Here is a 21,722-nt window from a genome sequence, read left to right on the forward strand (position 1 = left end):
CATGGACGACCCGACGCAGCAGGTCCTGTTGCGCCGGGCCATGGTCCGGGACGCCGAGCGACTGGAGCGGTTTTTTCGCGGTTTCGACGAAGTGTCGTTCTGCGAATGGCAGGACGCCCGATTCTTGCGCGGTGTGTTGTTGCAGGAAACCACCACCGCTTACCTGGCTATCGATGCGAGCGGTGACGTGGTGGGTGCCGTGATCGGCGGTATGCTCGGTACCCGTGGCACGATCAATCACCTGGCGGTCAGCATGCAGCATCGCGCCAAAGGCCTGGGCCAGCGCCTGGTTGAAGCCGCGTCGGCTGACATGAAACGGGTCGGCGTGCTGCGCATGTTCCTTTTTGTCGACGATGCTAATCTGGCCGGCAAGCGCTTCTGGGCGGCCCAGGGCTTTTGTGAGCCCCGGGGCGAAATCACCTTCGAGAGGGATTTATGAACAAGACTTCCAGCCAGCCGCTGGCGGTCGAACCACAAGCCTCGCGTACCTTTGCTGAAGCCAGTCCGGTGGTAGCGGGTTATTTCACGGTTTCGTTTGTGTTCGGTCTGATGGCGGTCAACGCCGGGTTGCCCCTGTGGTTGCCGGTGGCGATGTGCCTGTTCGTCTACGCGGGCGCTTCGCAATTCGCGGCGCTGGCGTTGATTTCCAGCGGCGCGTCGCTGACCACCATCGTGCTCACCACGTTCCTGATCAATGCCCGCCACATGCTGATGTCGGTCTACATGGCCAAGGCTCTGCGTGCGCTGGGGCTCAGCCGTTTCGAGCGCTGGTGCTACGCGGCGGGGCTGACGGACGAGTCGTTCGCGTTCCACAGCGTCAAGCTCGGCAGCGGGGCGCCGGTGAGTGTGCGCTACCTGGTCGGCTTCAACCTGTTCTGCCACACATCCTGGGTACTGGGTGGCTTGCTGGGCGCCGTATGTGCGCAATACGCGGCGCACCTCATCAAATACCAGCTCGACTATGCCCTGACAGCGATGATGCTCTATGTGCTGGTTTCGTTGTGCAACACCCGCAACAAACTGATCGCAGCCCTGGCGGCTGTCGTCTGCATGGGCGGGCTGAGCCTGCTGGGCAGCTCGCCATTCAATGTCTTCATTGCCACGTTCGTTGGCTGCGGAGTAGGCGTATGCCTGACCAAACGTTCCTGATCCTGGTCGTGGTCCTGATGATGGCCGTGACCTTCCTGCCGCGCGCCCTGCCGTTGCAGATCAATACCGAACACTGGCCGCCCTTTATTGCCCGCGCCCTGGAATATCTGCCAGTGGCGATCGTCGCTGCCATCAGTCTGACTCCCTTGTTGATCAAGGATCAGCAGATACAACTCGACCGCCCTGAGTTTTATGCCGCGATTCCGACGCTGTTATGTGCGTATTTCAGCCGCAACCTGTTTCTCAGTGTGGCGGTGGGCACGGCGGCGTACATCGCGCTCGGTTCGTTCCTGTAGCGTCAGGTCCACCACATCGTGCAGTGCCTGGCCGGACAACTCCGGATTGTTCACCGCCAGGCGGACTTCAAGGAAATCCTCGAAATCCGGGAAAATCGCCAGGCCGTTGCGCAGCGCGGCTTCTCGGGACACCAGCCCCAAGCCATCGAGCTGAGTGATCAATGACAGCGTCAGCGTTTCACTGCAGGAATACACCATGCGCTGGCTCGACCCGTATTCACCCAGGCCGGCGTCGAGAAAGCGCAGGAAGCTGTGGGAATACGGGCATTCTTCTGCCGGACGCACCTGAAACTTGTCACCGAGCAGGCCAAGGGAATCGTCTGCATCGCCACAATGGGCGCCGACCACCCGCACCTGCACATCCGGCATGGTGATGCTGGTAAAACCGCCCTGTTGCTGGCCGATCAGGACCGCCAGGTCAAAATCTTCATTCCTGAGTTTGCTCAGGTTCTCCATCGACTCGGCGTAGCTGAATTCCAGCTGATACTGGGGGAACACAGCGATCAACCGGTCGATCATTCGCCGGTTGAACTCCGCCGGCAGGGTGGTATTGAGCGCCATTCTGAGGATGCGCTGTCGCGGGGTCTTGAGCGCCGCGACTTTCTCCTCCAACTGCCGGGTGGCAATCAGCACCTGATCCATGAAGGGGGTCAGTTCCGAGCCTTGGCTCGTCAACGTCAGGCCCTTGTTCGAGCGCCGGAACAACCGGAAACCGAACTGTTCCTCGACCTTGTTCAACTGCGCCGCCAACGCCTGCACCGTGAGGCACGAATGCTCGGCCGCTGCCGACAACGAGCCGGTCTGCACGATACGCATGAGGTTGCGTAGGGTTCTGCTATCCATGAGGTAATGCCCTCTGCTTAAGTGGGCTCGCTATTGTTGTGCGCCTGGTCCGGGCCAGGCAGTGCATGCCGGCTATCATCATGCACCTTGCCACGGTTGTCGCGATTTTGTGCCGAAAAGCGCCGGCAGGCGATGGTTGGAGCTTATGCGGAATTTGGGGATTTTGCCTAACAGATGCTGGCCAAGACCCGTTAGTGGGAAGCTGGTTACGTTTGTTGACCTGCAAAGCCATGCCGAATTGTTCGAATAGAACATCGATAGAATCCGTTTGCGAATAAAAACTAAAAAATAATCCACATCTGTACTATCCTCTAAGCACCACCCCGCGATAAAGGAGCCCAAACCATGGCGACTTCCTCCATCACTCTCAATGCGCAGCAACAATTGGATTCCCCGGATGCGGGTCGAGTCGCGTTGAAGTTTTTCTTCAACCTCATGGCGCTCTGGGGCTGCAGCGTCGAGCAGCAGCGCACATTGCTGGGCAAGGTGGGAAACACGACCTTCTACAAATACAAACAATTGCCGGAAAACGTGAAGCTGCCTCGCGATACGCTCGAGCGCATTTCCTACCTCATGGGTATCCACAAGGCACTGAGCATTATCTTCAGCAACAGCCGGGACCGTGCTTATCAATGGGTCAGCAGCCCGAACACCGCGGCACCGTTCAACGGCCAGTCGGCACTGTCCTACATGCTGACCGGCCGCGTGGTAGACATCGCCGATGTGCGGCGATACCTCGACGGAGTGCGCGGTTGATGATGCCACCACTGGCGGACCCGCAATGGAATCGGGCCTATCGGATCGTCAACAGCAGCTTCCCGCCGATTTCGCTGTTTGAAGACGTACTCGACCCTGAGGACCTGCCCACGGCCTACGCCCTGGAAGCGTTGACCAACGATCGGCTGATGGAGCAAGCCGGCGTGCTGTCCCGGGTCCGCCCAGAGGACCGCATTTCCGGGCCCGGCTCCTCGCCGGTGATGGCGGCGTTTACCCACATCGGCAAAAGCAGCCGCTTCAGCGACGGCACCTTCGGCGTCTACTACGCCGCCAGCAGCCAGGAAGCGGCCATTGCCGAGACCTGCTACCACCAGGCGCGATTCCTTGGCGCGACCAACGAGCCAGACCTGGAGCTGACCATGCGCACCTACATCAACAAGGTGGTCAAACCTCTGCACGATATCCGCTACGACTACCCCCACCTCCACAACCCCGACCCTACCGCCTATGGTCCGTCCCAAGTGTTCGCCCGACAACTGCGTGAAACCTTGTCGTGGGGGCTGCTGTACAACAGCGTCCGGCTGCCCGGCCACGAATGCGTGGCCGCGTTTCGCCCTCCGGCAGTTTCGATTCCGGTGCAGGGCAAGCATATTCGGTACGTCTGGAGCGCCCAGAAGCGGGAGATTTCGTTTGTGTTCGAGGTGAGCGAGGTTTGAAAAGGGCTGCTAGGCAGCCCAGCGGGAGCAAGCTCCCTCGCCACGGGTATCCGATCAAACCTTGAACTGCTGCACCGAAGCCTGCATCGACCCCGCCGCATTGTTCAATTGATCCGCCGTTTGCGTCAGGTTGTGAATCGAGCGTGTGTTCTCACGGGACTGCTCGGCAATCGACTCCACCCGCTGGGCCATCTCATCACTGGCCTTGGATTGCTCGGCAATGGTCTGGGAAATTTCCTCCACCACTTCGGCCGCATGCCGGGCACCGGTGCGGATTTCGCTGATGGACACCCCGGCCTGCTGGGCCAGGTTGACGCCTTCGTCCACACGGCTGACACACGCCTGCATGTTCGCCACCGCGTCCCGGGCGCTGGACTGGATGCGCTCGATCATCGCGGTGATTTCCTGGGTGGACTGGGTGGTGCGCGCCGCCAGGTTGCGCACCTCATCGGCCACCACCGCAAAACCACGCCCCGCCTCACCGGCGCGGGCGGCTTCGATGGCGGCGTTGAGCGCCAGCAAGTTGGTCTGTTCGGCGATGCTCTTGATCACTTGGATGATGGAATGAATGTCCTCGGATGATGCGTCCAGCGCCGTGATCTTGCTGGAGGACTGGTTGACCACCTCGGCGATCCGGTTCATGCCTTCCACCACCCCGAGAATCACCTGGCCACCGCTGCTCGCCAAATGCTCGGACTGCGCGGAAATCGTCCGGGCGCTGTCGGCGTGCTGATGGATCTGGCTGATATTCGCCATCATCTGCTCCATGCTCGCCGCCATGCTGGTTGCGCTCTGGGCCTGCTGATCGGCGCTGGACACAATCTGTCGCGCCGTATCGCCCAGATGCCGGGACGTGCCGTGCAACTCATCGCTCTGGCCGCGGATCGTGGCGATCATCTGTCGCAGATTGGTCTGCATCTGCTCGATCACACCTTGCAACTGACCCAACTCATCCTTGCTCTGAGCCCCCATCGAGCGCTGCAAATCCCCTTGGGACATCGCCTGGGCATTGAGGATGATCTTGTTCAGTGGCGTCAGCACAGCCTTGAGCAGGCTCCACGACAACAGCGCCAGCGCCACGCAAGTGGCCAGTAGTGTCGCGATCAGCCAGCGCTCCGAGGTGTGAATGCTGTGGTCCTGATGCTCACGCGAGGATTGCGCCTGGTTCTCGATCAGCTCACTCACTGCCTCGTTGCGCTCCTCCAACGCCGAAAACGCCCCGTCGAACTCCGCCCGCAACGCCTGGCCATCCTGGGCACCGCTCAGTGCCTTGCCGATTATTTGCTTGGCTTTGTCGATATAGGTTTCGACCTGTGGTTTAAGCTCGCCAATCGCCTTGGCGACATCCCCCGGTAACTTGGCCTCGGCGTTTTCGGCGATAACCTTGCGCATCCGCTGCGTATGCTCATCGAATGCCTCCGTCACCTCCTTGGCCGCCTGAGTGTCCCCCGGTGCCACCAGCAATGCGGCCAACACATCGGCACGAATGGCGTCGTGCATCATGTCCGCCTCCATGTGCTTGCGCATGGCCGAAATACTGGTCTCGTTCTGCACCAGGGCCTCGGTCATGGAGTGATAACCCCACAGCCCTATACCGCCGAGCAATAGCGCAAAAGAAAGACTGACCAACCCCGAGCCTATGACTTTGGTGCGGATCTTCATCGCTTACTGCTCCTGGAGCGGGGGAATTCTGGGAAGTGTAGTCGAGCGCCAGCAGAGCCTTGGGGGAGCCCAGGCTCTTATCTGAGGCTATCGGCGGGGGAAATGATTAGATGAATACAGCGCCAACTGTTTGGGCCTGGGACAGAGTGAACCTGTGGCGAGGGATTTATCCCCGATGATGGGCGTGAAGCAGCCCTTCTTTAATCTGCTCCGGCAGATAAAATCCAAGGCTGCCCCGCTCGTGAGCAGCATTGGGTTTGCAACTCTTAAGCCGACTTACTCCCCGGCGCCTCAAGCACCTTCACCACGTCATCGATGACGGCCTTGCTCATATCCTGCAAATAACACGAAGCCCAGGCATACCGATCCGTACCGCGAATCATCGCCGCGTCCTCGGCCAGGACCTTGGCGACGTGGAGCAGATCGGAAGCGTGGGACAGGGCTTCGCCGATGGGTATGCCGCTGTTGACGCGGAATAAAGGGCGGTCGGAGTGGTAGCAGAAGGGGGTTAGGCCTGGGGTTTTGAGGTCTTGCGGGTTTGGCATTGTCTGGCTCCTTGACTGTGAGAGCCGCAACCGTCCTTTCCTACGGGATGGGGTGGCGGCCATGCACGGGGTAGGAAAACCGGGAATCAAGGCACCCGGCACACCCGAAGGTGTCCCGCGCACAGCCGCCATAACGCATATCGCAGACACAGAAAAAGCGCCTGCAATAGTAAGCGAGGCGCAGCTGATGCGCCTTGATTTACTTCGGGTTTCCTACGCCCGGTCGCTGAATTTGCAGCGACAGATGGAGAGTAGCGGGCGGGTGAGAAGGCTGCAATCGTGGCGCGATGCTGGCGGAGGCGGTTTAGGTATTTTTATGGGTGAGCAATAATTTCGTGCTTCCGGTCATGCATCGACATACCTCTCAAGGAGACCCTGATGGCCACTGCCCATGTTTTCATAGCCACCAGCCTAGATGGTTTCATCGCCAGGCCCGATGGTGACATCGACTGGCTTTTGCAGCGCGACGATCCAACCGAGGACCATGGCTACTCAGACTTCATCGCCGATAAAGACGTGATTGTGATGGGGCGAGGAAGCTACGAGAAGGTACTGACCTTTGATACTTGGTTCTATGAACGACCCGTGGTGGTGTTGTCGGAACGGCTGGCGGATTCGCCGGTGCCTGAGGCGCTGAAGGGCAAGGTACGTTTCTCCAACCTCTCACCCAAGGACGTGATGGAGGAACTGACGAGCCAGGGTTTGCATCGTGTCTATGTCGACGGAGGGCAGGTCGTGCAGTCATTCCTGCGCGATGGATTAGTCGCCGACATGGTGATTACCACTGTTCCTGTGCTGATCGGGGCGGGCAGGTCGCTGTTCGGTGCCATTCAGCAGGACGTTGAATTGAAATTGGTGTCTAGTCGCTGCTTTCCCTCGGGGTTGGTGCAGTCCACGTATCGGTTGGGCTCATGAGCCGCTCACATGGGATCTGCTTTTCGCTCTGAGAATGACCTCTGACGGAACCAAGCCGTTTTCCAGGCTTGCTCCAATGAGGTGTTTAGCTCACTGTAAAGACCAATGTCATTACAGTGATTTGTCTAGTCCTGAAATAGGTTTGCACCTGTTTCAGGACTAGACACAGCGCCCCCGGTTCAGGCGGCTTTGGCGGTAACGCTGATTTCTATTTTCAAATCTGCACCGGCTAACAGATTCACCAGCGCATCCAGGGAAAACTTATCAACCTTCCCCTTCAGCAGATCGTTGAGCCGTGGCTGCGTAACATGCAGCCGGCGAGCCGCTTCGGCTTGCGAGACGTCCCATGCCTTTACGACCAAGGCGATAGCTCGCATAACTTGGGAGCGGACTCTAAGGTTCTCGGCTTCTTCTGGCGTGTCAACCAACGCTTCCCAAACACTGGTCGCGCGTTCGTTTGCCATATCGGTATTCCTCACTTTCAATGCTTCCAATTCTACTTTCAGTTTGATTCTTAACTTTCTGCTCAACACTATTCTTTATGATCGAGTCGGGTTGCGAGAGGTTCAGAGTAGCAGCTTACCCCTTCACCCGAACGGAGGGTGAAAGGGTACCTGCCCTGCCTGCTTATCTGCTCCTGCGATCAACCCAGCGACAAAGCCCCCCGCATTTCTGCGAGGGCTTTGTTTTGTATGGTGCGGCACCAGACGAACGGTAGCTTTTGGCGAGGCCAGGTTTCCTGCGGGTTTAGACGTCGGTGGAAAATTTGCCGTACCCCGATCAGTGATTCGAGGGGACAGACCACGATTTTTGGCTGGAATGATGAAGCAGGGAATTAACCGCAGTCTGCTTCTAGTTTCTCTACGCTAGGCGCCATTGCTGTTGATCTTTCCAATCATTTGGAAATCCCATGAGCCTCAAATAATCCAGTTCCTGCTGATCCATGATTTCGGCCAGGCGAAGCTTCCACTGGCTGTCAGGGCTGATCAGGTCGGTTAGGTAGGCCAGCATCGTCAATACGACGTATAGCCGCTGTTTGGGCTGAGGCTGGTCGGCGGGGGCCGTGGGAATGGCCCATTCTTTAGGTAAGGATGGTCGAATCGAGAGCTCTCGGTTCCATAGCCGTGAGTGGTGGGCACAGCAGTTGCGAATGAAGGTCAGCGTGTGTAGCCAGGAGGCCAGTACTTCGAAGGGCAGGCTGAATCTGGTGGCGATAGCTTTCTTGTCGGCGCTTTTGCCTATGGCATTGAAGAGGGTAGATACCGTCCCAAGGCTGAGTTCTTCCAGGACCGCCCAAGCGGGCGGCAACTCCGGGTGGGCATAGGTTGCACCGTAGTATCGGAAATAGTTGTCACGCATGCGGTTTTCGATCCGCTGTTGCTGGAGCCCATCGGCTTGTCGGCCCTTTCTGATGCGGTCGACATCACGTTTGAGTTTACTGCGCTCCTTATTCATTTGCTCCCGCAATGGACGCAACAAATCGGTGTGTGAGTATGACGAGGAGAAGACGGACGCGTCAGCTATCCAGTCAGGCCCGTACTTGGGGCACATATGATTGCTGATAGTCGCTCGTATGGCGACTTCGACACGTTCGATGGCATCCATGGTGACGCGCCGCAACGTACCATCGAAGCGGTAAATATCGACGATTGCCTTCAGTGTGCTGCCGGGCTTGAAAGGATGTTCAGGGTCTAGCTCCTGAAAGGGGCGCATGTAGGGACTCAGGCGAAACAGCGTGACCACTTCGAGAAAACGCATGGCTCGATCATCGTTGGCGATGTGCAAACCTCGTTGCTTTAGCAGTTCCAATTGCTGTTCTACGCTGAGAGCCGGCTTGTCGAAGGGCCTCATGTAGTTTTCTCCAGGCAAAAAAAACCCGCACGATTTGAGCTTGCTGACTGGGTCAACCTAGGCTTGGCGGGTGTGTTGGGGGGCATTATAGGTCGGTGTAAGAGACCGTCAACATTGTCCTGACGTGAAATTGTAACGGGTAGGAGCGCAGGAAAGGTTTGGTCTGTGGATGCTGATTAAGGCGATATCGGTCTTATCTAGCTCCTGGGAAGGTTCAACCTCCAGAAACAACAAAGCCCCCGCATTTCTACGAGGGCTTCGTTTTGTATGGTGCCGGCACCAGACGAACGGTAGCTTTCGGCGAGGCTAGGTTTTCTGCGGGTCTGGAGTTCGCTGGAAAATTCGGCGTACCCCAACTAGTAACTATAAACAAATCAGCTAGTTATGGCTTTCAGTGGAATCGAATCGGGGACGATTAAACCTGAGCATGTGCTGTGCTCGGTACGTAGAGTTGCGAGCGACACACGTAACCTGTGAATTGGGTAAAAAAACCAGCTATTTTCAGGCTGGCTCAAATGAAGTTGTTACCTCAATGTAAAGACCAATGTCATTACAGTGAGGGCCATCCCATGGCGTCCATCAATGTCCGTATCGACGACGACCTCAAAGCGCGTGCTTACCACGAGCTGGAAAAGCTCGGCGTCACCCCTTCTGAGCTGATGCGCCAAGCCTTGCAGTACGTAGCAGAGCGCGGTCAGCTACCCTTCAAGCCCGTCCTGATGACCGAGGACGATGAAGCCTTGATCGCAACGGTTCGCGAGCGGCTGGCTAATCCCCAGCGGGTTAAGGTTTCGCTAGATGACCTATAGCCTCGAATTCGATGCGCGGGCGTTAAAGGAGTGGCACAAATTGGGGGGTACCCCAATTACTTTGTTCCCCGTTAGCCTTTTCGTATGATGAGCGAACATGCTATTTGGAATATCTCGCGTGAATACGCCACCTAACATCGGTTCATCACGCCAGGCAGTGCAAAAGGGGGGCAGATCGGATTTCAGTGATGCTGTGGCCCAGCTCTCATGGGACGACTTGCGCATTATCAAAGCGCTCAGTGAATGCGCAAATCGCACTGATGCTGCCAAAAAACTGGGGATCAACATATCCACGGTATCGCGCCGAGTGGCCCAGCTTCAGAAAACACTTGGAGTTGCACTCTTCGATCACCGCCGCTCGGGATACATGCTCACAGCGGAAGGCGTAGAGCTGCGAGAGCTCGCCGAGCGAGTCGAACTGGATATCGTTAGTGTTGCACGGCGTGTGTCACGGGCGGGTCAGGGGCCACTCGGAAAACTCCGCATCACCACCAGCGATTCGCTGCTGCTGTACTTCCTCACACCTATCATTGCGCAATTCAAAGCTCTGAATGAAGGGATAGCGATTGAAGTACTTGTAGGCAATCAGACATTGAGTCTTGCCCGCGATGAGTCGGATATTGCGGTGAGGGCGACCAATAAACCAGCTGAAAGTTTGGTTGGGCGCAAACTCGCGACAATTGCCTGGGCGCCATACGGCAGTGATAAAAACGCACCGACCTCGACACCTTTCGCAGAAGGCCAGGCGTGGGTATCTTACTCGGCAGCTTTATGCGGCCTCAAAGCAACGAGCTACGTTGATAGCAGAGTTCACCCCGATTGCATTTCGTATCGTACCGACTCCGTTGCCGCTGCAAGCGCTGCGATTGTAGCGGGTCTTGGTTTTGGGTTCCTTCCCTGCATGCTGGGTGACATCACGCCGGGATTGGTGCGTGTCGGCCCGGTTGTGCCTGAACTTCAGGATGGGCTTTGGCTGCTGACTCACCAGGACATTCGAAAATCATGGCGAGTCAAGGCGTTCATGACGTTTTGCGCAGCGGCGGTTGCCGAACTCAAGCCCTTGGTCGAAGGCCAGCGATCTCTCCCGGTTTCGTAGACGAAACCGGGAGCACGTCTTAGCGGGTGCCGGAGCCAATGACCGCCTTGCAGACAATTTCGATCAACTGCGAACGCTGTGCGAGCCTCGATACGCCGATGATGTTGCTCGTGCACTGGGGCCGCTCGGTGCCAAACGCAGCCTTGCGAACATTGCCTACCACGGCAAAAGCCGCGTCCATGTCCAGCACATAAAGCGTCTCTTCGACCACGTCTTCAAGTGTTGCGCCATACAGTGTAAGCAACTTGGAGATGTTGTCGTAGGAAGCGCGCATTTGCTCTCCCATCGAAGAGAAATCACTGGGCTTGCCTTCGCTATCGAGTGGGGCAGGAGCTACCAGGTTGCCGTCTTCATCATGGTTGAATTGGCCGGATATATAGATGTCGTTTCCGACTTGTCTGGCCTGCGGGTAGCCGTAGCTTTCTTCCCATGCGACTCCCCAGTAAGCGGTTTTCTTTCCGAACGGTTGCGAAGCTGACATTGCATTCTCCTGGCGTAGAACAGACTGCTTGCACAGCGGCAGTCCGAGTTGTGGGATGCCAGAGACTAGCACCGCAAATGATTTTATAAGGGCGCATTAATGCGTCTATGGAGACGCATTAATGCGCCCCTAAAATCGTGAATGATCGGTTACCTTGAACTCGAAATCGGCGCCGCACCTACCGCCAACAACCTTCCGTGATTTTCAGCGGACAAAAGATTGGCCCGGCCCGCAAAGAGATTAGAAGACCATCATTTCACTAAAGGGAACCACCATGAACAATCCAAAAACCGAAGTCCTGACCCCTCAAAACAGCCAACTGATTTTCATTGATCAGCAGCCCCAGATGGCCTTTGGCGTGCAAAGCATCGACCGCCAGACGCTGAAGAACAACACGGTCGCTCTGGCGAAGGCCGCAAAAATTTTCAACGTGCCAACCACTATCACCACCGTCGAAACCAATAGCTTCTCCGGCCACACATATCCCGAATTACTCGCTGTGTTTCCTGACGCGCCTCTGCTGGAGCGCACCTCGATGAACTCGTGGGACGACCAGAAAGTCCGTGACGCGCTGAAAGCCAATGGCCGTAATAAAATCATCGTCTCTGGCCTTTGGACTGAAGTGTGCAATACCACATTTGCACTTTCCGCCATGCACGATGCCGGCTACGAGATCTACATGGTCGCCGATGCTTCCGGTGGCACAACGAAGGAGGCTCACGATTACGCCATGCAGCGCATGATTCAGGCCGGCGTGGTGCCGGTCACCTGGCAGCAGGTGCTGCTGGAGTGGCAGCGTGACTGGAACAACCGCGACACCTACGACGCCGTCATGAATCTGGTGAAGGAGCACTCCGGTGCTTACGGCATGGGCGTCGACTATGCCTACACCATGGTGCACAAGGCTCCCGAGCGTGTAGACCACGGCCCGACCCTGGCACCTGTGGCCGCCTCTGTCTGAGCCTCACTGGCCCTCATCAAATGGGGGCCAGTCCCCATTTCTATCCATTTGAACCGGAACGGCGACAGAGGCTATATCAGGAAGGAAAGGAAGGAAAAAGGAAAGGAAAAAGGGGACGTATTTATTTTCCAAATCGAAAGTGAGGTGCCTATGTGCAGGAGTGCTACGTTTGCGGACGGACGCCTATGCGGCTAGTGCCACTCGATGATCAACCAGTCCCTAACTCCCCTCAATCAAAACCCGCTGCTCCAGCCAAATCTCCTGAACAAACTGATCCGTAATCGCGTAAATCCCATGCCCGCGCCGCATGATGATGTTCTCCGCTACTAGCGCGATTACCACCGGTTGAATCTCTTCAACTCGCACCTCTCGCCCTACTGACTTTGAATACTCGGCCGCTGCGTCGATGGAAAAAATCCCTCGAGCATCGCCTTCTGTAGATGCGATTTTGTTGAAAATCGCCAGGGCCAGGCTGCCCAGTTGCTCGACTTTTTCCAGCTCGATGTTCGCTGCAGCCGAACGTAGAGTGCTGGCGATTACGGGAAGAAAGAGGTCGGGGTCCCCGTCCTGCTGCAAGAGTTGGCGTAGAGCCTTGAGCATCTCTTCGGGTCGGTTGCCCAAGGTATTGAACGCCTCGATGGCTGTCTCCACGGACGGCAGCTTTTCTTTTTTCACGGTCATGGCAAGTCGGTTGAGCAGGAACTCTACGTAGTCACCTTTGAGCAGCGGGTAGGCGGCTGATGTGGCGCCGGAAAACGCCTGGTTGCGTTTGGCGGTCAGTTCGCTGACTTGGGCCCTGTGGGAGCCGGTTCCGATAAACAAGAAGTAACCCGGTGTATTCGGGCGAGGGTTGATTGCATCGCGTGCGGCCTTGAGGGCCAAGAGCATTTGATTGCCATCGTCGGAGGAGATGGCGTGCTGCACTTCGTCAATGATCAGGACCAAGTCGGTCTTGGCTTGGTCGACGACTTCTGTCAGTGCTTGCGCCAGTGTCGGGCCGTCGGGGTTACCGATGCTGTCGAGTTTGAAGCCGAATTTGAACCCTGCGGCGCCTGCCTCGACATTACTGACGCGCTTGAGTATTTCCAGGGCAGAGGAGCCCGGCGTTTGCAGATCTTTCAGCGTTTTATGTATGGCGTTGTGCACGAGCGTGGCCGGGTTGGCCAAGGTGTCGCTCCATAGGTCAACGTAGATGACCAGAGCCCCAGCCTCTTCCAGGGCTGGGATGAGGTCATTTCTCAGAAAAGTCGTTTTGCCTGTACGGCGTAAGCCAGACAGGAACAGACCTGAGCGCAGGCCTTCATCGAGCACGCCTGGATGGAGCAGCTGATTTGCCATCGATTCAGCCAATTCAGGGCGTTGAAATATGCTGCTCATGCAATTACCCCCTTTTATGGATACGCCATAATTATTGCTAATTCATAATTTAGCATAAAGATCGGATTGTGAGCCTTAGGAGAGAATCGATGCTTTGAGGAGTAGCGAAGCGGGGGACTACGAGTTGGTCGACGAAGGCAGGGGGTAGGAACATCAATACCCCAGAAACAACAAAGCCCTCGCATTTCTGCGAGGGCTTTGTTTTGTATGGTGCCGGCACCAGGAGTCGAACCCGGGACCTACTGATTACAAGTCAGTTGCTCTACCAACTGAGCTATACCGGCGTGTGGGCGACGATTATAGCGATTGGGTGCGTTCTGTAAACCCCTGAATTCTGACTATTTTTGCACTGCCCATACTCAAGCGCGGTGCAGCAGGTTGCGCAGTTTGTTCATGGCGCGCCAGGTGCGGCTGTTTTGCATGGCGTGGAGTTGGGCTTCGGCCTGTTCGGCGCGTTGCAGGGCGGCGCTGAGTTGTTGGTCGGTGTCGTCGATGGGGTGGCTGAATTTGTGGCCTTTGCAGAGTTGGAAGCCGTCGAGGTTGCACGGGGGGATGTCGAAGGCGGGTTTGAGGGCCAGGTGTTCTTCGGCGAGGTAGTAGGTGTTGATGCCGTCGAACAGGATGGACTGGTAGCCGGCGTCGGTCACCAGGGTTTCCCAGGTCTGGTCGCGGGCCCATGGGGTTTCGATGAGGATGATCCAGGGGCGCCAGCGGCCGAAGTCCATGCCGCGCAGCACGGTTTCTTCGTGGCCTTCGACGTCGATTTTCAGGAAGTGGATGGGACGATCCTGGGCGTATTGCTCGCAGATGGAGGCCAGGGTGCGGGACTGGACGGTCTGGGTGCCCACGTCCATGCCGGCGTCGCGGTGTTGTTGGGCGACGCTGGCTTCTACCGTGGACAGGCCGGTGTTGGCGATGGTGTAGAAGGTCAGGCTTTCGGCGTTGTCGCCGGCCACGCATTGCAGGTTGATGTCGTGGGGGCGTTGTTGGCAGAGGGCGTCGTAGTAGGCCGGTACGGGTTCGATGTTGATGCCGCGCCAGCCGCGGTCGTAAAACGCTCGGGTGACTGAATCATCTGTCGGATGGTTGGCGCCGACGTCGAGGTAAAAGCCGTTTTCCACCGATTTGAGGGCGCGCCACAGGCGTATGTCTTCGAAGTTTTGTGCGTAGGAAATGAACGTCACGGCCAGTCCTTGAGTGTGTCGGCGTTGTGTCAATCACGATACGTTTGGCTGTTGTATAGCACGGGCGCGGTGGACGCAATTGTTGGCGCGGAGCAGCACTGAATTCGGCGGTTATGTCGTTTTGCTTAGACGCTTATGCACAACGGGCAGGATGAGACGCAGGGCATCTTGCGATTTTGTGACCGCCTTCGCGTTTCGTCGCAAATGCCTGTTTTCATGGTTTTTTATCCATATGAACAAAAAATGACCAATGCTGATTCGCTCAGGAAATCACGGATTTCTTGGATCCGAGTTTATTTCATCAACAGAGTTATCCACAGGCTGTTTCGTCTCGGCAACGCTCTGCCAGCAACAGCAGGTTGCGCGGCGTCAGCGGGGTTTCGCAGAAGGTGCCGAGGCGAACGTCGTAGCCTTTTTGAGTGAGGAAAAGCGCCCGGTCCAGTACCAGCCAAAGCTCTAGCGGTCGTCGGAAAAGGCCTCGCAGCAACTCCAGGTTGCGCACCTCGGCCAGACGTTGATGGCCCGCTGCTTCCAGGGCGACCCAATCAGGCGTACCAACTGTGGATAAGTCTTTCAGGATCGCCAGATCGGTGCAGTACTGGGCGAAGGATTTTTCCAGCCAGGCGCTGGGCAGTGAGGGGGTGGACAAGTAGTCGTCGCACCCCCTGATGTGCCGTTGCAGCAGGTCGAAGCCCAGGCGCCGGGCCATGGATTGGTCCCGTTGTCTTCTGACGCGCGCGCCAGCGGTGACGGTTTCGGTCAGCGGCAGGCTGAGATCGTCTAGCGACAGCTGTAGGGCTGAGCCCTTGGCCGCGTTGGACAGTGCTTGATAACGCTCGCTGCTGATGCGGTTGTAACAGCAGGGCGCGATCGCCAGTTGTGCACAGCCAGCGGCGCTGGCCAGGTGTATCAAGCGCACATGCAGGTCGCCGCAGGCGTGCAGGGCCACAGGCGTGTGTCCGGAATGGAGCGCCTGGATTGCGTCAGCCGCCAGTACGTCTTGTTGCAGGTGCGTGGCGTGCAGGTGATGGTGCAGGCTCAGTTGTTGGCCGCTGGCGACCAGTGCGGGGTCATACTCCAGGCAAGTCAGTTGTTGCTCACCCTGCAGCAGGCGTCGACCGAGGTGGCCTTTGCCGGCGCACCAATCGAGCCAATGGGTCGGTTGGGTGGTGAAGTGCAGGCGGCTGGCGAAGGCTTCGATCTGCTGCCATTTGCGCCCGGGCACGTCGACGTTGAGGCGATGGCTTGGTGCTTCGAGCGTGCTGGCCGGCAATTCTGCGACAGCGCTCAATGCTCGGGAGATAGCGGCCAATTCCGGGAATGGCGCAGGCGCATCTTCCATCAACCACGGCTGATGATGGTCGTTTTCCGCAGCTTCCAGCGAGCGCTGGCGTAGCCATCGGGACAATTCCGGGTGGGACGTTTCCCAAGGCAGTTGCAGATGGGTGAACGGACGCGGTTTCCACAGTGCCTGGTGCGCCGTGAGAAAAGTATCCAGCGCCGTGAAGCGGGCGAGCAGAGCCTCGCCCGTCAGCACGCCGCAGTCAGCGTCCTTGGCAGGCATCGACGCGCAACCAGCGCTCCAGCTGCTTGAAGCCTTGCACCAGTAGGTAGGACATCAGCAGGTAGAACATGCCGGCTGCAAAGAAAATCTCCACCGGCAAGTAGGTCCGGGCAATGATGGTGCGGGCCATGCCGGTGAGTTCCAGCAAGGTCACGGTACTCGCCAGGGCACTGGCCTTGAGCATCAGGATCACTTCGTTGCTGTAGGCCGGCAGGCCGATGCGCGCGGCACGGGGAAGCATGATGTAGAACAACGCCTTGGGCCGCGACATGCCCAGGGCCCGTGCGGCTTCGATCTCGCCACGGGGGATGGCCTGGATCGCACCGCGCAGGATCTCGGCGATGTAGGCAGCGGTGTGCAGGGTCATGGTGGCCGTGGCGCACCAGAACGGGTCCCGCAGGTACGGCCACATTGCACTGCTGCGCACGGCTTCGAATTGCGCCAGGCCGTAGTAGACCAAAAACAGCTGGACCAACAGCGGCGTGCCACGGAAAAAGAAGATGTAGGCATAGGGCAATGCCCGCACTTGCCACAGGCGCGAAGAGCGCGCGATGCCCAGTGGAATCGCCAGCAGCAGCCCGGCGATCACGGCGATGGCCACCAGCTCCAGGGTCAGTGTCGCGCCTTGGGCCAGCTTGGGCAGCCACTTGATGATGACGTCCCAGTTCATTGGGTACTCCTGGTAAATCCACGGGCGGCGCGTCGTTCCAGCAGGTGCATGCCGATCATGGCGAGCACCGTCAGGCCCAGGTACATGAATGCTGCGACCATATAGAAGGTGAACGGTTGCTTGGACACGGTCACGCCGATTTCCGCATGGCGCATGATTTCTTCCAGGCCGATCACCGAGACCAGCGCGGTGTCCTTCATCAGGATCATGAACAGGTTGCCCAGGCCGGGCAGGGCGATGCGCCACATCTGCGGCATGATCAACCGAGTGAAGATCCGCCACTTCGACAGGCCCAGGGCGACGCCGGCCTCACGGTGGCCCTTGGGAATCGCCAGGATCGCACCGCGAAACACTTCCGTGGCGTAGGCGCCAAAGCACAGGCCCAGGGCAATGACACCAGCGGCGAAGGCATCGAGGGTGAGATCGGGGTTGCCGAAATACTCACCCAGGGCACGCAGCAGGTTGACGGTGCCGAAATAGATCAGCAGCACCCAGAGCAATTCCGGGATGCCGCGAACCAGCGTCGAATAGGTGCCGCCCAGCCACTGCAGCGGCTTGTACGGCGAGGTCTTGGCCAAGGCGCCGAGCAGGCCGAGCACCAGCCCCAGGCAGAGGGCCGTGAGTGCCAATTTGACGGTCATCAGCGCGCCGGCGGCAAGCGCCGGGCCGAATCCGTAGAGATCGATCATCATGGGTAAGAATTCATATCGCGGCAGGCTTTGCTAAGGGCCGGCGCTGCCAGACGGCTGCGCCGGCCAGGCACGTCAGTATCAATAGATACTGAACGGGAAGTACTTGTCGTTGATCTTTTTATAGGTACCGTCGGCAAGGATTTCCTTGAGTGCGGCGTTCAGCTTGTTGCGCAGTTCGTCGTTACCCTTGCGCACCGCAATGGCGATCTTGTCACCTTCCACTACCGGATCCCCCTTGAATTCGTAAGCACGGCCAGCTTCGGTTTTCAGCCAGTCGTAGTTCACGTATTTGTCGGCCAGGATCGCGTCGACGCGGCCGGAGGTCAGGTCCAGGTAGGCGTTTTCCTGGGTGTCGTAGAGCTTGGCGGTGATGTCGCTGCCCAGTTCGTCTTCCAGCCAGGTGCCGGCGAGGGTAGAGCGCTGGGCCCCGATGACCTTGCCCTTGAGAGACTCTTTATCGACTTTGAAATCGACGTTTTTCGGTGCGATGAATTGCAGTTTGTTGGAGTAGTACGGATCGGTGAAGTCCACGGCTTGCTTGCGCTCGTCGTTGACCGACAGCGAAGAAATCAGGAAGTCGAACTTCTTGGCCATCAGGGCGGGAATGATGCCGTCCCAGTTGGAAGTGACGACTTCACACTCGACTTTCATCTTGGCGCACAGGGCGTCGCCGATGTCTTTATCGAACCCCACGACCTGGCCGCTGGCGTCCTTGTTGTTGAATGGCGGATAGGCCGCTTCGATGCCCATCTTCATTTTTTCGGCCGCCATGGCGCTGGCCGAGAAGACCAGGCCGGCCGCTGCGGCCAGGAGGAATTTCTTGTAGCTCTGCATGTGTACTGCTCCGTTAGCGGTTGCTGGACATGAATTGTTTGCAGCGCGCCGAAAGCGGGTTCTCGAAGACCTGCTGTGGCGATCCTTGCTCCTCGACCAAGCCTTGATGAAGGAACACGACTTCGCTGGAAACCTGACGGGCGAAGCCCATTTCATGGGTGACCAGCAGCATGGTGCGTCCTTCTTCGGCCAGGGCGCGGATCACACTAAGTACTTCCTGGACCATTTCCGGGTCAAGGGCGGAGGTGGGCTCGTCGAACAGAATCACCTTGGGCTGCATCGCCAGTGTGCGAGCAATGGCCGCGCGTTGTTGCTGGCCGCCAGACAGTTCGGCCGGGTAGGCGTGACGCTTGTCGGCGATACCGACTTTGGCCAGCAGAGCTTCGGCCACTTCGACGGCTTCGGCCTTGCTTTGGCCAAGCACCCGGCGCGGCGCTTCGATGATGTTATCGAGCACGCTCATGTGCGGCCAAAGGTTGAAGTTCTGGAAGACAAAACCGATCTCGCTGCGCAGGCGGTTGATCTGTTTGCCGTCGGCGGCGACCAGTTCACCGTTTTTCGCGGCCTTGAGCTTGAGCTCTTCGCCGGCCACCAGGATCTGGCCCTGGTTGGGGTTTTCCAGCAGGTTGATGCAGCGCAGGAATGTGGATTTGCCGGACCCGGAGGATCCGAGGATCGAGATCACATCGCCGTCGCGGGCGGTCAGCGAGACGCCTTTGAGCACCTCCAACTGTCCGTAGCGTTTGTGCAGGTTGCGGATTTCAAGCGCGGGCGTGGCCTGGGCCATGTGCGGTCCTCATGGTGTGTGCTCCCTTGCTGTTGGCTGCCTTCCTTGGCGAGGCGGCCAAGCTAGCATGCGTCCGAATGGCAGCCAACAGCGCTACGGGGGGTAAACCAATGATGTGCGGCAGGTTGTCGCATCGGCACAGCAGACTGTCGCGCCTTCAACAACCGAACGGCCGTTTGAACCTGGTTTACCGGTGAAAAGTCCGGGGAGTCGCGTAAAAAAAGGCGCGATGGTGCCAGCTTTGGGCGGGGGTTGGAAGGGTTAATCGGATGAGCGTTGCCGCGATCAAAAGTCTGTTGGGTTACTCGGGAGCGTCCTCGACATCCCACAGTATTTTGAGAGCCTCTTTGAAGCTGGCTCGTGCAATTTCGAAATCCGCCTGTACTTCAGGGCTGTGAAGCCAACGCTCCGCTGCTTCCCGATCGATATCGTCAGCCCACATTCGATAAGTGATCAGGCTATTTTCGACCAGGTTTTGGACGGCCGTGGCTTCGTTTTCGGCATTTTCACGATTCAGAAGTTCGGGCTGTTCATTCGTCATCGCAAGGATTAATCCGAGCATCCTGATCATCATGTCAATGCGCCCCGACTCTTCTTCGGCGTCATGCATCTCATAAAACAGTGACAAGAAGTCTCTTGGGCGTTCTGCGAGTTCGTCTTGCAGGGCATCCAGGAAGTACGGATCGTCGTACTCAGGAAGATCAAACGCCACGGCAGCAGGCTTTGTACGACTGACGCGTAGTTGCTTGGCTTTTTGTTTTTGCACGCTTGGCGCGTTTTTGTTGCTTGTTCGCGGAGGCCATGGGCGTGGTTCCGTTATTTTGTTGAAAAAAGAGTCATGAAATCTGTGGAAGCGAGCTTGCTCGCGATGGCGGTAGAGGAGCCAACAAAGATGAGGGGGTGATGGCCGCATCGCGAGCTACCTCCACAGGAGTCTCAATGGAGTGGTTTTTAACTTCAAGCCCCCGAAGTTACAACCCTGGCGTCGTCGCTGTGGTCCAGTCCGCGATGCGCAGGCCCGGGACTCTTTCAAACTCCCTTAGATTGTTGGTCACTACGATCAGCCCGCGAGAGCGGGCATGGCCTGCGATCATTTGGTCATAGGGACCGATCGGCTTGCCAATTGTTGCCAGCTCGGCTCGGATCATTCAGGTATGCGCTGCGCCTTCATAATCAAAAACTTCAAGCCGGGCACAGAACCCAGGCAGGCTCGCGCTCCTGATCGGCAGGCTGTTCACGCTCTGCCATAAAATCTGCTGTCACGGAGTCTCCATCGAACCCGCTATCCCACGCTTCGCCAACTGGTGTGATGACGCGTGCTCTTCCTATGGCAATCACGTCTACACGCTTTACATCGTTTGGCATCGCAACGTAGCCAGGACGGCCTGGCTGCAATTGCTCATGAAAAGGGTGGTTTGTTCGATGTGCAGCCCCTCTTGGAAATTCAAACTAAGCATAGAACCATGCGGGGATATGTCAGCCGGATATATAGCGTTGCGATGAATGGTTTTCTGATTCCGTTCATCGCCAATAGATCTAAACCTTGGCGTGTAACCACAATCAAAAGAGAACTCATGAGCTGTTTCCAGTACCTGGAGTCCTCGCCATGAAGCATAACCATTACTTTTTGCTGCCCTTCCTTCTGCTCGGCATGCTGTTGTTCCCGATCATGCTCAACGCCACCAGCCTGGCCCCGATAGACAGTGCCGGCGTGCAGGCCCAGCCGCAGCAACAGAACGGCATCACCTACTTGTCCGGTGGCATTGGCGAGGATGAAGCCCGGGCCATCGGACAGGCCCAGGGTTACAACCTGCACATGACGTTCGCGGTCGGCCCGGAAAACAAATACATCCCGGATGTGCATGTCGTCGTCCAGAACGCGGCGGGGCAAGCGCTGCTGAAGCTGGACGAGGCGGGACCGCTGGTTTACGTACAGTTGCCGCCGGGCAAGTACACCGTGGTGGCGACACGCAACGGCGAGGCGCGGCGCGACACCGCCGACGTCGGCAGCGGCGCCGTGCGCAACCTGGTGTTCCATTGGAACGGTGACGAATAACCGGCCGGTTTATTCGCTGGCTGGTTCTTCCATCGACTGGCGATAACGGTCCAGCGCCTCGCTGAAGTCCTGGATGAACTCCGGGGTGCTGAGCCAGCGCTGTGCCGTCTCGCGGTCCATGTCATCGACCCACATGCGGTAGTCCACCAGCATGTCGGCCGCCAGGTTGGTGGCGGCCATGCTTTCGTTTTCGGCGTTTTTCAGGTCGAGCAGACCTGGGCGTTCGATGATCATCACGCTCAGGGACGCGAGCAACGTATCGAGCATTTCACTGCGGCTGATGGCCTCGGCTTCGCGCAGCTTGGCGAACAGTTCCAGCACGTAGACCGGTGGCTGGGCGGTGGCGTGGGCCGGGTCGCCATACATTGGGATCGATTTGCGCCCGCTCATGCGGATCTGCTTGGCTTTGTCTTTGGCGCGCTTGGCGCGTTTTTGCTGCTTGTTCAGTGAGGCCATTGGGCTTCGGTTTCCAATTCGTTAGGGGACAGTGCCCGGCTCAGTCGATTTTCGGCACGCT

25 protein-coding genes, 1 tRNA gene and 2 pseudogenes are annotated in these 21,722 nt (G+C 57.8%); 10 read left to right on the forward strand and 18 right to left on the reverse strand.

The annotated features are described in order from the left end of the window. Window position 1: 1 nt before the first annotated feature. Genes BLU76_RS07635 through BLU76_RS07645 form a run of 3 tightly spaced genes read left to right on the forward strand, consistent with a single transcriptional unit; the run spans window position 2 to window position 1,445 of the window. Window positions 2-439: a GNAT family N-acetyltransferase gene (locus BLU76_RS07635; protein WP_170845933.1), complete on the forward strand. Its 438-nt coding sequence runs from the start codon at window positions 2-4 to the stop codon at window positions 437-439. Then, on the forward strand, window positions 436-1,149 hold the full coding sequence (locus BLU76_RS07640) for an AzlC family ABC transporter permease (RefSeq protein ID WP_003196767.1): 714 nt from the start codon (window positions 436-438) through the stop codon (window positions 1,147-1,149). The genes BLU76_RS07635 and BLU76_RS07640 overlap by 4 nt, the downstream gene beginning before the upstream one ends. Further along, window positions 1,128-1,445 (forward strand): AzlD domain-containing protein, encoded by a 318-nt coding sequence (locus tag BLU76_RS07645; RefSeq protein ID WP_063323390.1) that lies wholly within the window; start codon window positions 1,128-1,130, stop codon window positions 1,443-1,445. The genes BLU76_RS07640 and BLU76_RS07645 overlap by 22 nt, the downstream gene beginning before the upstream one ends. Here the strand turns inward: BLU76_RS07645 and BLU76_RS07650 are convergent. Beyond that, window positions 1,362-2,288, reverse strand: coding sequence for a LysR family transcriptional regulator (locus tag BLU76_RS07650; RefSeq protein ID WP_092146519.1), 927 nt, complete (start codon window positions 2,286-2,288; stop codon window positions 1,362-1,364). The two genes, BLU76_RS07645 and BLU76_RS07650, sit on opposite strands and share 84 nt — an antisense overlap. A 345-nt stretch (window positions 2,289-2,633) precedes the next feature. Here BLU76_RS07650 and BLU76_RS07655 point away from each other — a divergent pair, with 345 nt between their 5' ends. Then, window positions 2,634-3,044 (forward strand): MbcA/ParS/Xre antitoxin family protein, encoded by a 411-nt coding sequence (locus BLU76_RS07655; RefSeq protein ID WP_003196771.1) that lies wholly within the window; start codon window positions 2,634-2,636, stop codon window positions 3,042-3,044. Then, window positions 3,044-3,721, forward strand: coding sequence for an RES family NAD+ phosphorylase (locus BLU76_RS07660; protein WP_092222263.1), 678 nt, complete (start codon window positions 3,044-3,046; stop codon window positions 3,719-3,721). The genes BLU76_RS07655 and BLU76_RS07660 overlap by 1 nt, the downstream gene beginning before the upstream one ends. A gap of 54 nt (window positions 3,722-3,775) precedes the next feature. Here the strand turns inward: BLU76_RS07660 and BLU76_RS07665 are convergent, their stop codons facing one another. Then, window positions 3,776-5,383 (reverse strand): methyl-accepting chemotaxis protein, encoded by a 1,608-nt coding sequence (locus tag BLU76_RS07665; RefSeq protein WP_092146517.1) that lies wholly within the window; start codon window positions 5,381-5,383, stop codon window positions 3,776-3,778. 266 nt (window positions 5,384-5,649) lie between these two features. Then, window positions 5,650-5,928, reverse strand: coding sequence for a DUF3077 domain-containing protein (locus tag BLU76_RS07670; RefSeq protein ID WP_092146515.1), 279 nt, complete (start codon window positions 5,926-5,928; stop codon window positions 5,650-5,652). A 378-nt stretch (window positions 5,929-6,306) separates the two neighbouring features. On the opposite strand from BLU76_RS07670, the gene BLU76_RS07675 reads away from it, so the two are divergent. Next, window positions 6,307-6,843, forward strand: a complete 537-nt coding sequence (locus BLU76_RS07675; protein WP_092146513.1) for a dihydrofolate reductase family protein — start codon at window positions 6,307-6,309, stop codon at window positions 6,841-6,843. Window positions 6,844-7,022: 179 nt separating this feature from the next. Here the strand turns inward: BLU76_RS07675 and BLU76_RS07680 are convergent, their stop codons facing one another. Further along, window positions 7,023-7,307, reverse strand: a complete 285-nt coding sequence (locus tag BLU76_RS07680; protein ID WP_092146511.1) for a helix-turn-helix domain-containing protein — start codon at window positions 7,305-7,307, stop codon at window positions 7,023-7,025. 397 nt (window positions 7,308-7,704) lie between these two features. After that, entirely contained in the window at window positions 7,705-8,694 is a 990-nt protein-coding gene (locus BLU76_RS07685; RefSeq protein ID WP_092146509.1) for an Abi family protein, read from the reverse strand. A 569-nt stretch (window positions 8,695-9,263) separates the two neighbouring features. Here BLU76_RS07685 and BLU76_RS07690 point away from each other — a divergent pair. Together BLU76_RS07690 and BLU76_RS07695 are read left to right on the forward strand one after the other, a co-directional pair. Further along, window positions 9,264-9,503, forward strand: a complete 240-nt coding sequence (locus tag BLU76_RS07690) for a type II toxin-antitoxin system RelB/DinJ family antitoxin (RefSeq protein WP_010567868.1) — start codon at window positions 9,264-9,266, stop codon at window positions 9,501-9,503. A 136-nt stretch (window positions 9,504-9,639) separates the two neighbouring features. Continuing rightward, the gene (locus tag BLU76_RS07695) at window positions 9,640-10,599 is read left to right on the forward strand and encodes a LysR family transcriptional regulator (protein WP_371915036.1); all 960 of its coding nucleotides are present in this window, start codon (window positions 9,640-9,642) and stop codon (window positions 10,597-10,599) included. 19 nt (window positions 10,600-10,618) lie between these two features. Here the strand turns inward: BLU76_RS07695 and BLU76_RS07700 are convergent, their stop codons facing one another. Further along, window positions 10,619-11,080, reverse strand: a complete 462-nt coding sequence (locus BLU76_RS07700) for a RidA family protein (RefSeq protein WP_092146505.1) — start codon at window positions 11,078-11,080, stop codon at window positions 10,619-10,621. Window positions 11,081-11,354: 274 nt separating this feature from the next. On the opposite strand from BLU76_RS07700, the gene BLU76_RS07705 reads away from it, so the two are divergent. Beyond that, the gene (locus BLU76_RS07705; protein ID WP_042730239.1) at window positions 11,355-12,041 is read left to right on the forward strand and encodes a hydrolase; all 687 of its coding nucleotides are present in this window, start codon (window positions 11,355-11,357) and stop codon (window positions 12,039-12,041) included. A gap of 219 nt (window positions 12,042-12,260) precedes the next feature. Here BLU76_RS07705 and BLU76_RS07710 read toward each other — a convergent pair whose 3' ends face one another. The 11 genes and pseudogenes from BLU76_RS07710 to vapB all read right to left on the reverse strand — a co-directional run bounded on the left by BLU76_RS07710 (window position 12,261) and on the right by vapB (window position 20,573). Continuing rightward, entirely contained in the window at window positions 12,261-13,418 is a 1,158-nt protein-coding gene (locus tag BLU76_RS07710) for an AAA family ATPase (RefSeq protein ID WP_092146503.1), read from the reverse strand. A gap of 208 nt (window positions 13,419-13,626) precedes the next feature. Beyond that, window positions 13,627-13,702 (reverse strand) — tRNA-Thr (locus BLU76_RS07715). 75 nt (window positions 13,703-13,777) lie between these two features. Continuing rightward, window positions 13,778-14,602 carry an FkbM family methyltransferase gene (locus tag BLU76_RS07720; RefSeq protein ID WP_092146501.1) on the reverse strand — a complete coding sequence of 275 codons (825 nt, stop codon included), beginning with the start codon at window positions 14,600-14,602 and terminating at the stop codon, window positions 13,778-13,780. Window positions 14,603-14,912: 310 nt separating this feature from the next. Continuing rightward, window positions 14,913-16,166 (reverse strand): methyltransferase, encoded by a 1,254-nt coding sequence (locus BLU76_RS07725; protein ID WP_092146499.1) that lies wholly within the window; start codon window positions 16,164-16,166, stop codon window positions 14,913-14,915. Continuing rightward, a complete protein-coding gene (locus tag BLU76_RS07730; RefSeq protein ID WP_092146498.1) occupies window positions 16,147-16,836 on the reverse strand; it encodes an ABC transporter permease in 690 nt (229 codons plus the stop codon). Before BLU76_RS07730 ends, BLU76_RS07725 begins: the two co-directional genes overlap by 20 nt. Further along, the gene (locus BLU76_RS07735) at window positions 16,833-17,528 is read right to left on the reverse strand and encodes an ABC transporter permease (protein WP_063323379.1); all 696 of its coding nucleotides are present in this window, start codon (window positions 17,526-17,528) and stop codon (window positions 16,833-16,835) included. Before BLU76_RS07735 ends, BLU76_RS07730 begins: the two co-directional genes overlap by 4 nt. A 78-nt stretch (window positions 17,529-17,606) precedes the next feature. Then, complete coding sequence (locus tag BLU76_RS07740) at window positions 17,607-18,362, reverse strand: ABC transporter substrate-binding protein (protein ID WP_072342838.1); 756 nt, start codon at window positions 18,360-18,362, stop codon at window positions 17,607-17,609. A gap of 13 nt (window positions 18,363-18,375) precedes the next feature. Next, entirely contained in the window at window positions 18,376-19,149 is a 774-nt protein-coding gene (locus BLU76_RS07745; RefSeq protein WP_014336086.1) for an ABC transporter ATP-binding protein, read from the reverse strand. 301 nt (window positions 19,150-19,450) lie between these two features. Beyond that, the gene (locus tag BLU76_RS07750) at window positions 19,451-19,915 is read right to left on the reverse strand and encodes a hypothetical protein (RefSeq protein WP_092222267.1); all 465 of its coding nucleotides are present in this window, start codon (window positions 19,913-19,915) and stop codon (window positions 19,451-19,453) included. A gap of 205 nt (window positions 19,916-20,120) precedes the next feature. Next, window positions 20,121-20,363, reverse strand: a pseudogene (locus BLU76_RS07755) (PIN domain-containing protein); the annotation flags it as partial. Then, window positions 20,332-20,573: pseudogene (vapB, locus tag BLU76_RS07760) on the reverse strand (type II toxin-antitoxin system VapB family antitoxin). The pseudogenes BLU76_RS07755 and vapB, both read right to left, overlap by 32 nt. Window positions 20,574-20,755: 182 nt before the next feature. Between vapB and BLU76_RS07765 the strand changes: the two are divergent. Continuing rightward, window positions 20,756-21,205 carry a carboxypeptidase regulatory-like domain-containing protein gene (locus tag BLU76_RS07765; RefSeq protein WP_092222269.1) on the forward strand — a complete coding sequence of 150 codons (450 nt, stop codon included), beginning with the start codon at window positions 20,756-20,758 and terminating at the stop codon, window positions 21,203-21,205. 9 nt (window positions 21,206-21,214) lie between these two features. Here the strand turns inward: BLU76_RS07765 and BLU76_RS07770 are convergent, their stop codons facing one another. Next, window positions 21,215-21,661 carry a hypothetical protein gene (locus BLU76_RS07770; RefSeq protein WP_092146494.1) on the reverse strand — a complete coding sequence of 149 codons (447 nt, stop codon included), beginning with the start codon at window positions 21,659-21,661 and terminating at the stop codon, window positions 21,215-21,217. Window positions 21,662-21,722 lie beyond the last annotated feature (61 nt).

Source organism: Pseudomonas sp. NFACC08-1 (assembly GCF_900106735.1).
GTDB classification, from domain to species: Bacteria; Pseudomonadota; Gammaproteobacteria; order Pseudomonadales; family Pseudomonadaceae; genus Aquipseudomonas; species Aquipseudomonas fluorescens_Q.

Bases quoted from the DNA above. Each gene is read 5' to 3' on its own strand.
- BLU76_RS07635 (WP_170845933.1), top strand. From the start codon at position 2: ATGGACGACCCGACGCAGCAGGTCCTGTTGCGCCGGGCCATGGTCCGG.
- BLU76_RS07640 (WP_003196767.1), top strand. From the start codon at position 436: ATGAACAAGACTTCCAGCCAGCCGCTGGCGGTCGAACCACAAGCCTCG.
- BLU76_RS07645 (WP_063323390.1), top strand. From the start codon at position 1,128: ATGCCTGACCAAACGTTCCTGATCCTGGTCGTGGTCCTGATGATGGCC.
- BLU76_RS07650 (WP_092146519.1), bottom strand. From the start codon at position 2,288: ATGGATAGCAGAACCCTACGCAACCTCATGCGTATCGTGCAGACCGGC.
- BLU76_RS07655 (WP_003196771.1), top strand. From the start codon at position 2,634: ATGGCGACTTCCTCCATCACTCTCAATGCGCAGCAACAATTGGATTCC.
- BLU76_RS07660 (WP_092222263.1), top strand. From the start codon at position 3,044: ATGATGCCACCACTGGCGGACCCGCAATGGAATCGGGCCTATCGGATC.
- BLU76_RS07665 (WP_092146517.1), bottom strand. From the start codon at position 5,383: ATGAAGATCCGCACCAAAGTCATAGGCTCGGGGTTGGTCAGTCTTTCT.
- BLU76_RS07670 (WP_092146515.1), bottom strand. From the start codon at position 5,928: ATGCCAAACCCGCAAGACCTCAAAACCCCAGGCCTAACCCCCTTCTGC.
- BLU76_RS07675 (WP_092146513.1), top strand. From the start codon at position 6,307: ATGGCCACTGCCCATGTTTTCATAGCCACCAGCCTAGATGGTTTCATC.
- BLU76_RS07680 (WP_092146511.1), bottom strand. From the start codon at position 7,307: ATGGCAAACGAACGCGCGACCAGTGTTTGGGAAGCGTTGGTTGACACG.
- BLU76_RS07685 (WP_092146509.1), bottom strand. From the start codon at position 8,694: ATGAGGCCCTTCGACAAGCCGGCTCTCAGCGTAGAACAGCAATTGGAA.
- BLU76_RS07690 (WP_010567868.1), top strand. From the start codon at position 9,264: ATGGCGTCCATCAATGTCCGTATCGACGACGACCTCAAAGCGCGTGCT.
- BLU76_RS07700 (WP_092146505.1), bottom strand. From the start codon at position 11,080: ATGTCAGCTTCGCAACCGTTCGGAAAGAAAACCGCTTACTGGGGAGTC.
- BLU76_RS07705 (WP_042730239.1), top strand. From the start codon at position 11,355: ATGAACAATCCAAAAACCGAAGTCCTGACCCCTCAAAACAGCCAACTG.
- BLU76_RS07710 (WP_092146503.1), bottom strand. From the start codon at position 13,418: ATGAGCAGCATATTTCAACGCCCTGAATTGGCTGAATCGATGGCAAAT.
- BLU76_RS07725 (WP_092146499.1), bottom strand. From the start codon at position 16,166: ATGCCTGCCAAGGACGCTGACTGCGGCGTGCTGACGGGCGAGGCTCTG.
- BLU76_RS07730 (WP_092146498.1), bottom strand. From the start codon at position 16,836: ATGAACTGGGACGTCATCATCAAGTGGCTGCCCAAGCTGGCCCAAGGC.
- BLU76_RS07735 (WP_063323379.1), bottom strand. From the start codon at position 17,528: ATGATGATCGATCTCTACGGATTCGGCCCGGCGCTTGCCGCCGGCGCG.
- BLU76_RS07740 (WP_072342838.1), bottom strand. From the start codon at position 18,362: ATGCAGAGCTACAAGAAATTCCTCCTGGCCGCAGCGGCCGGCCTGGTC.
- BLU76_RS07745 (WP_014336086.1), bottom strand. From the start codon at position 19,149: ATGGCCCAGGCCACGCCCGCGCTTGAAATCCGCAACCTGCACAAACGC.
- BLU76_RS07765 (WP_092222269.1), top strand. From the start codon at position 20,756: ATGAAGCATAACCATTACTTTTTGCTGCCCTTCCTTCTGCTCGGCATG.
- BLU76_RS07770 (WP_092146494.1), bottom strand. From the start codon at position 21,661: ATGGCCTCACTGAACAAGCAGCAAAAACGCGCCAAGCGCGCCAAAGAC.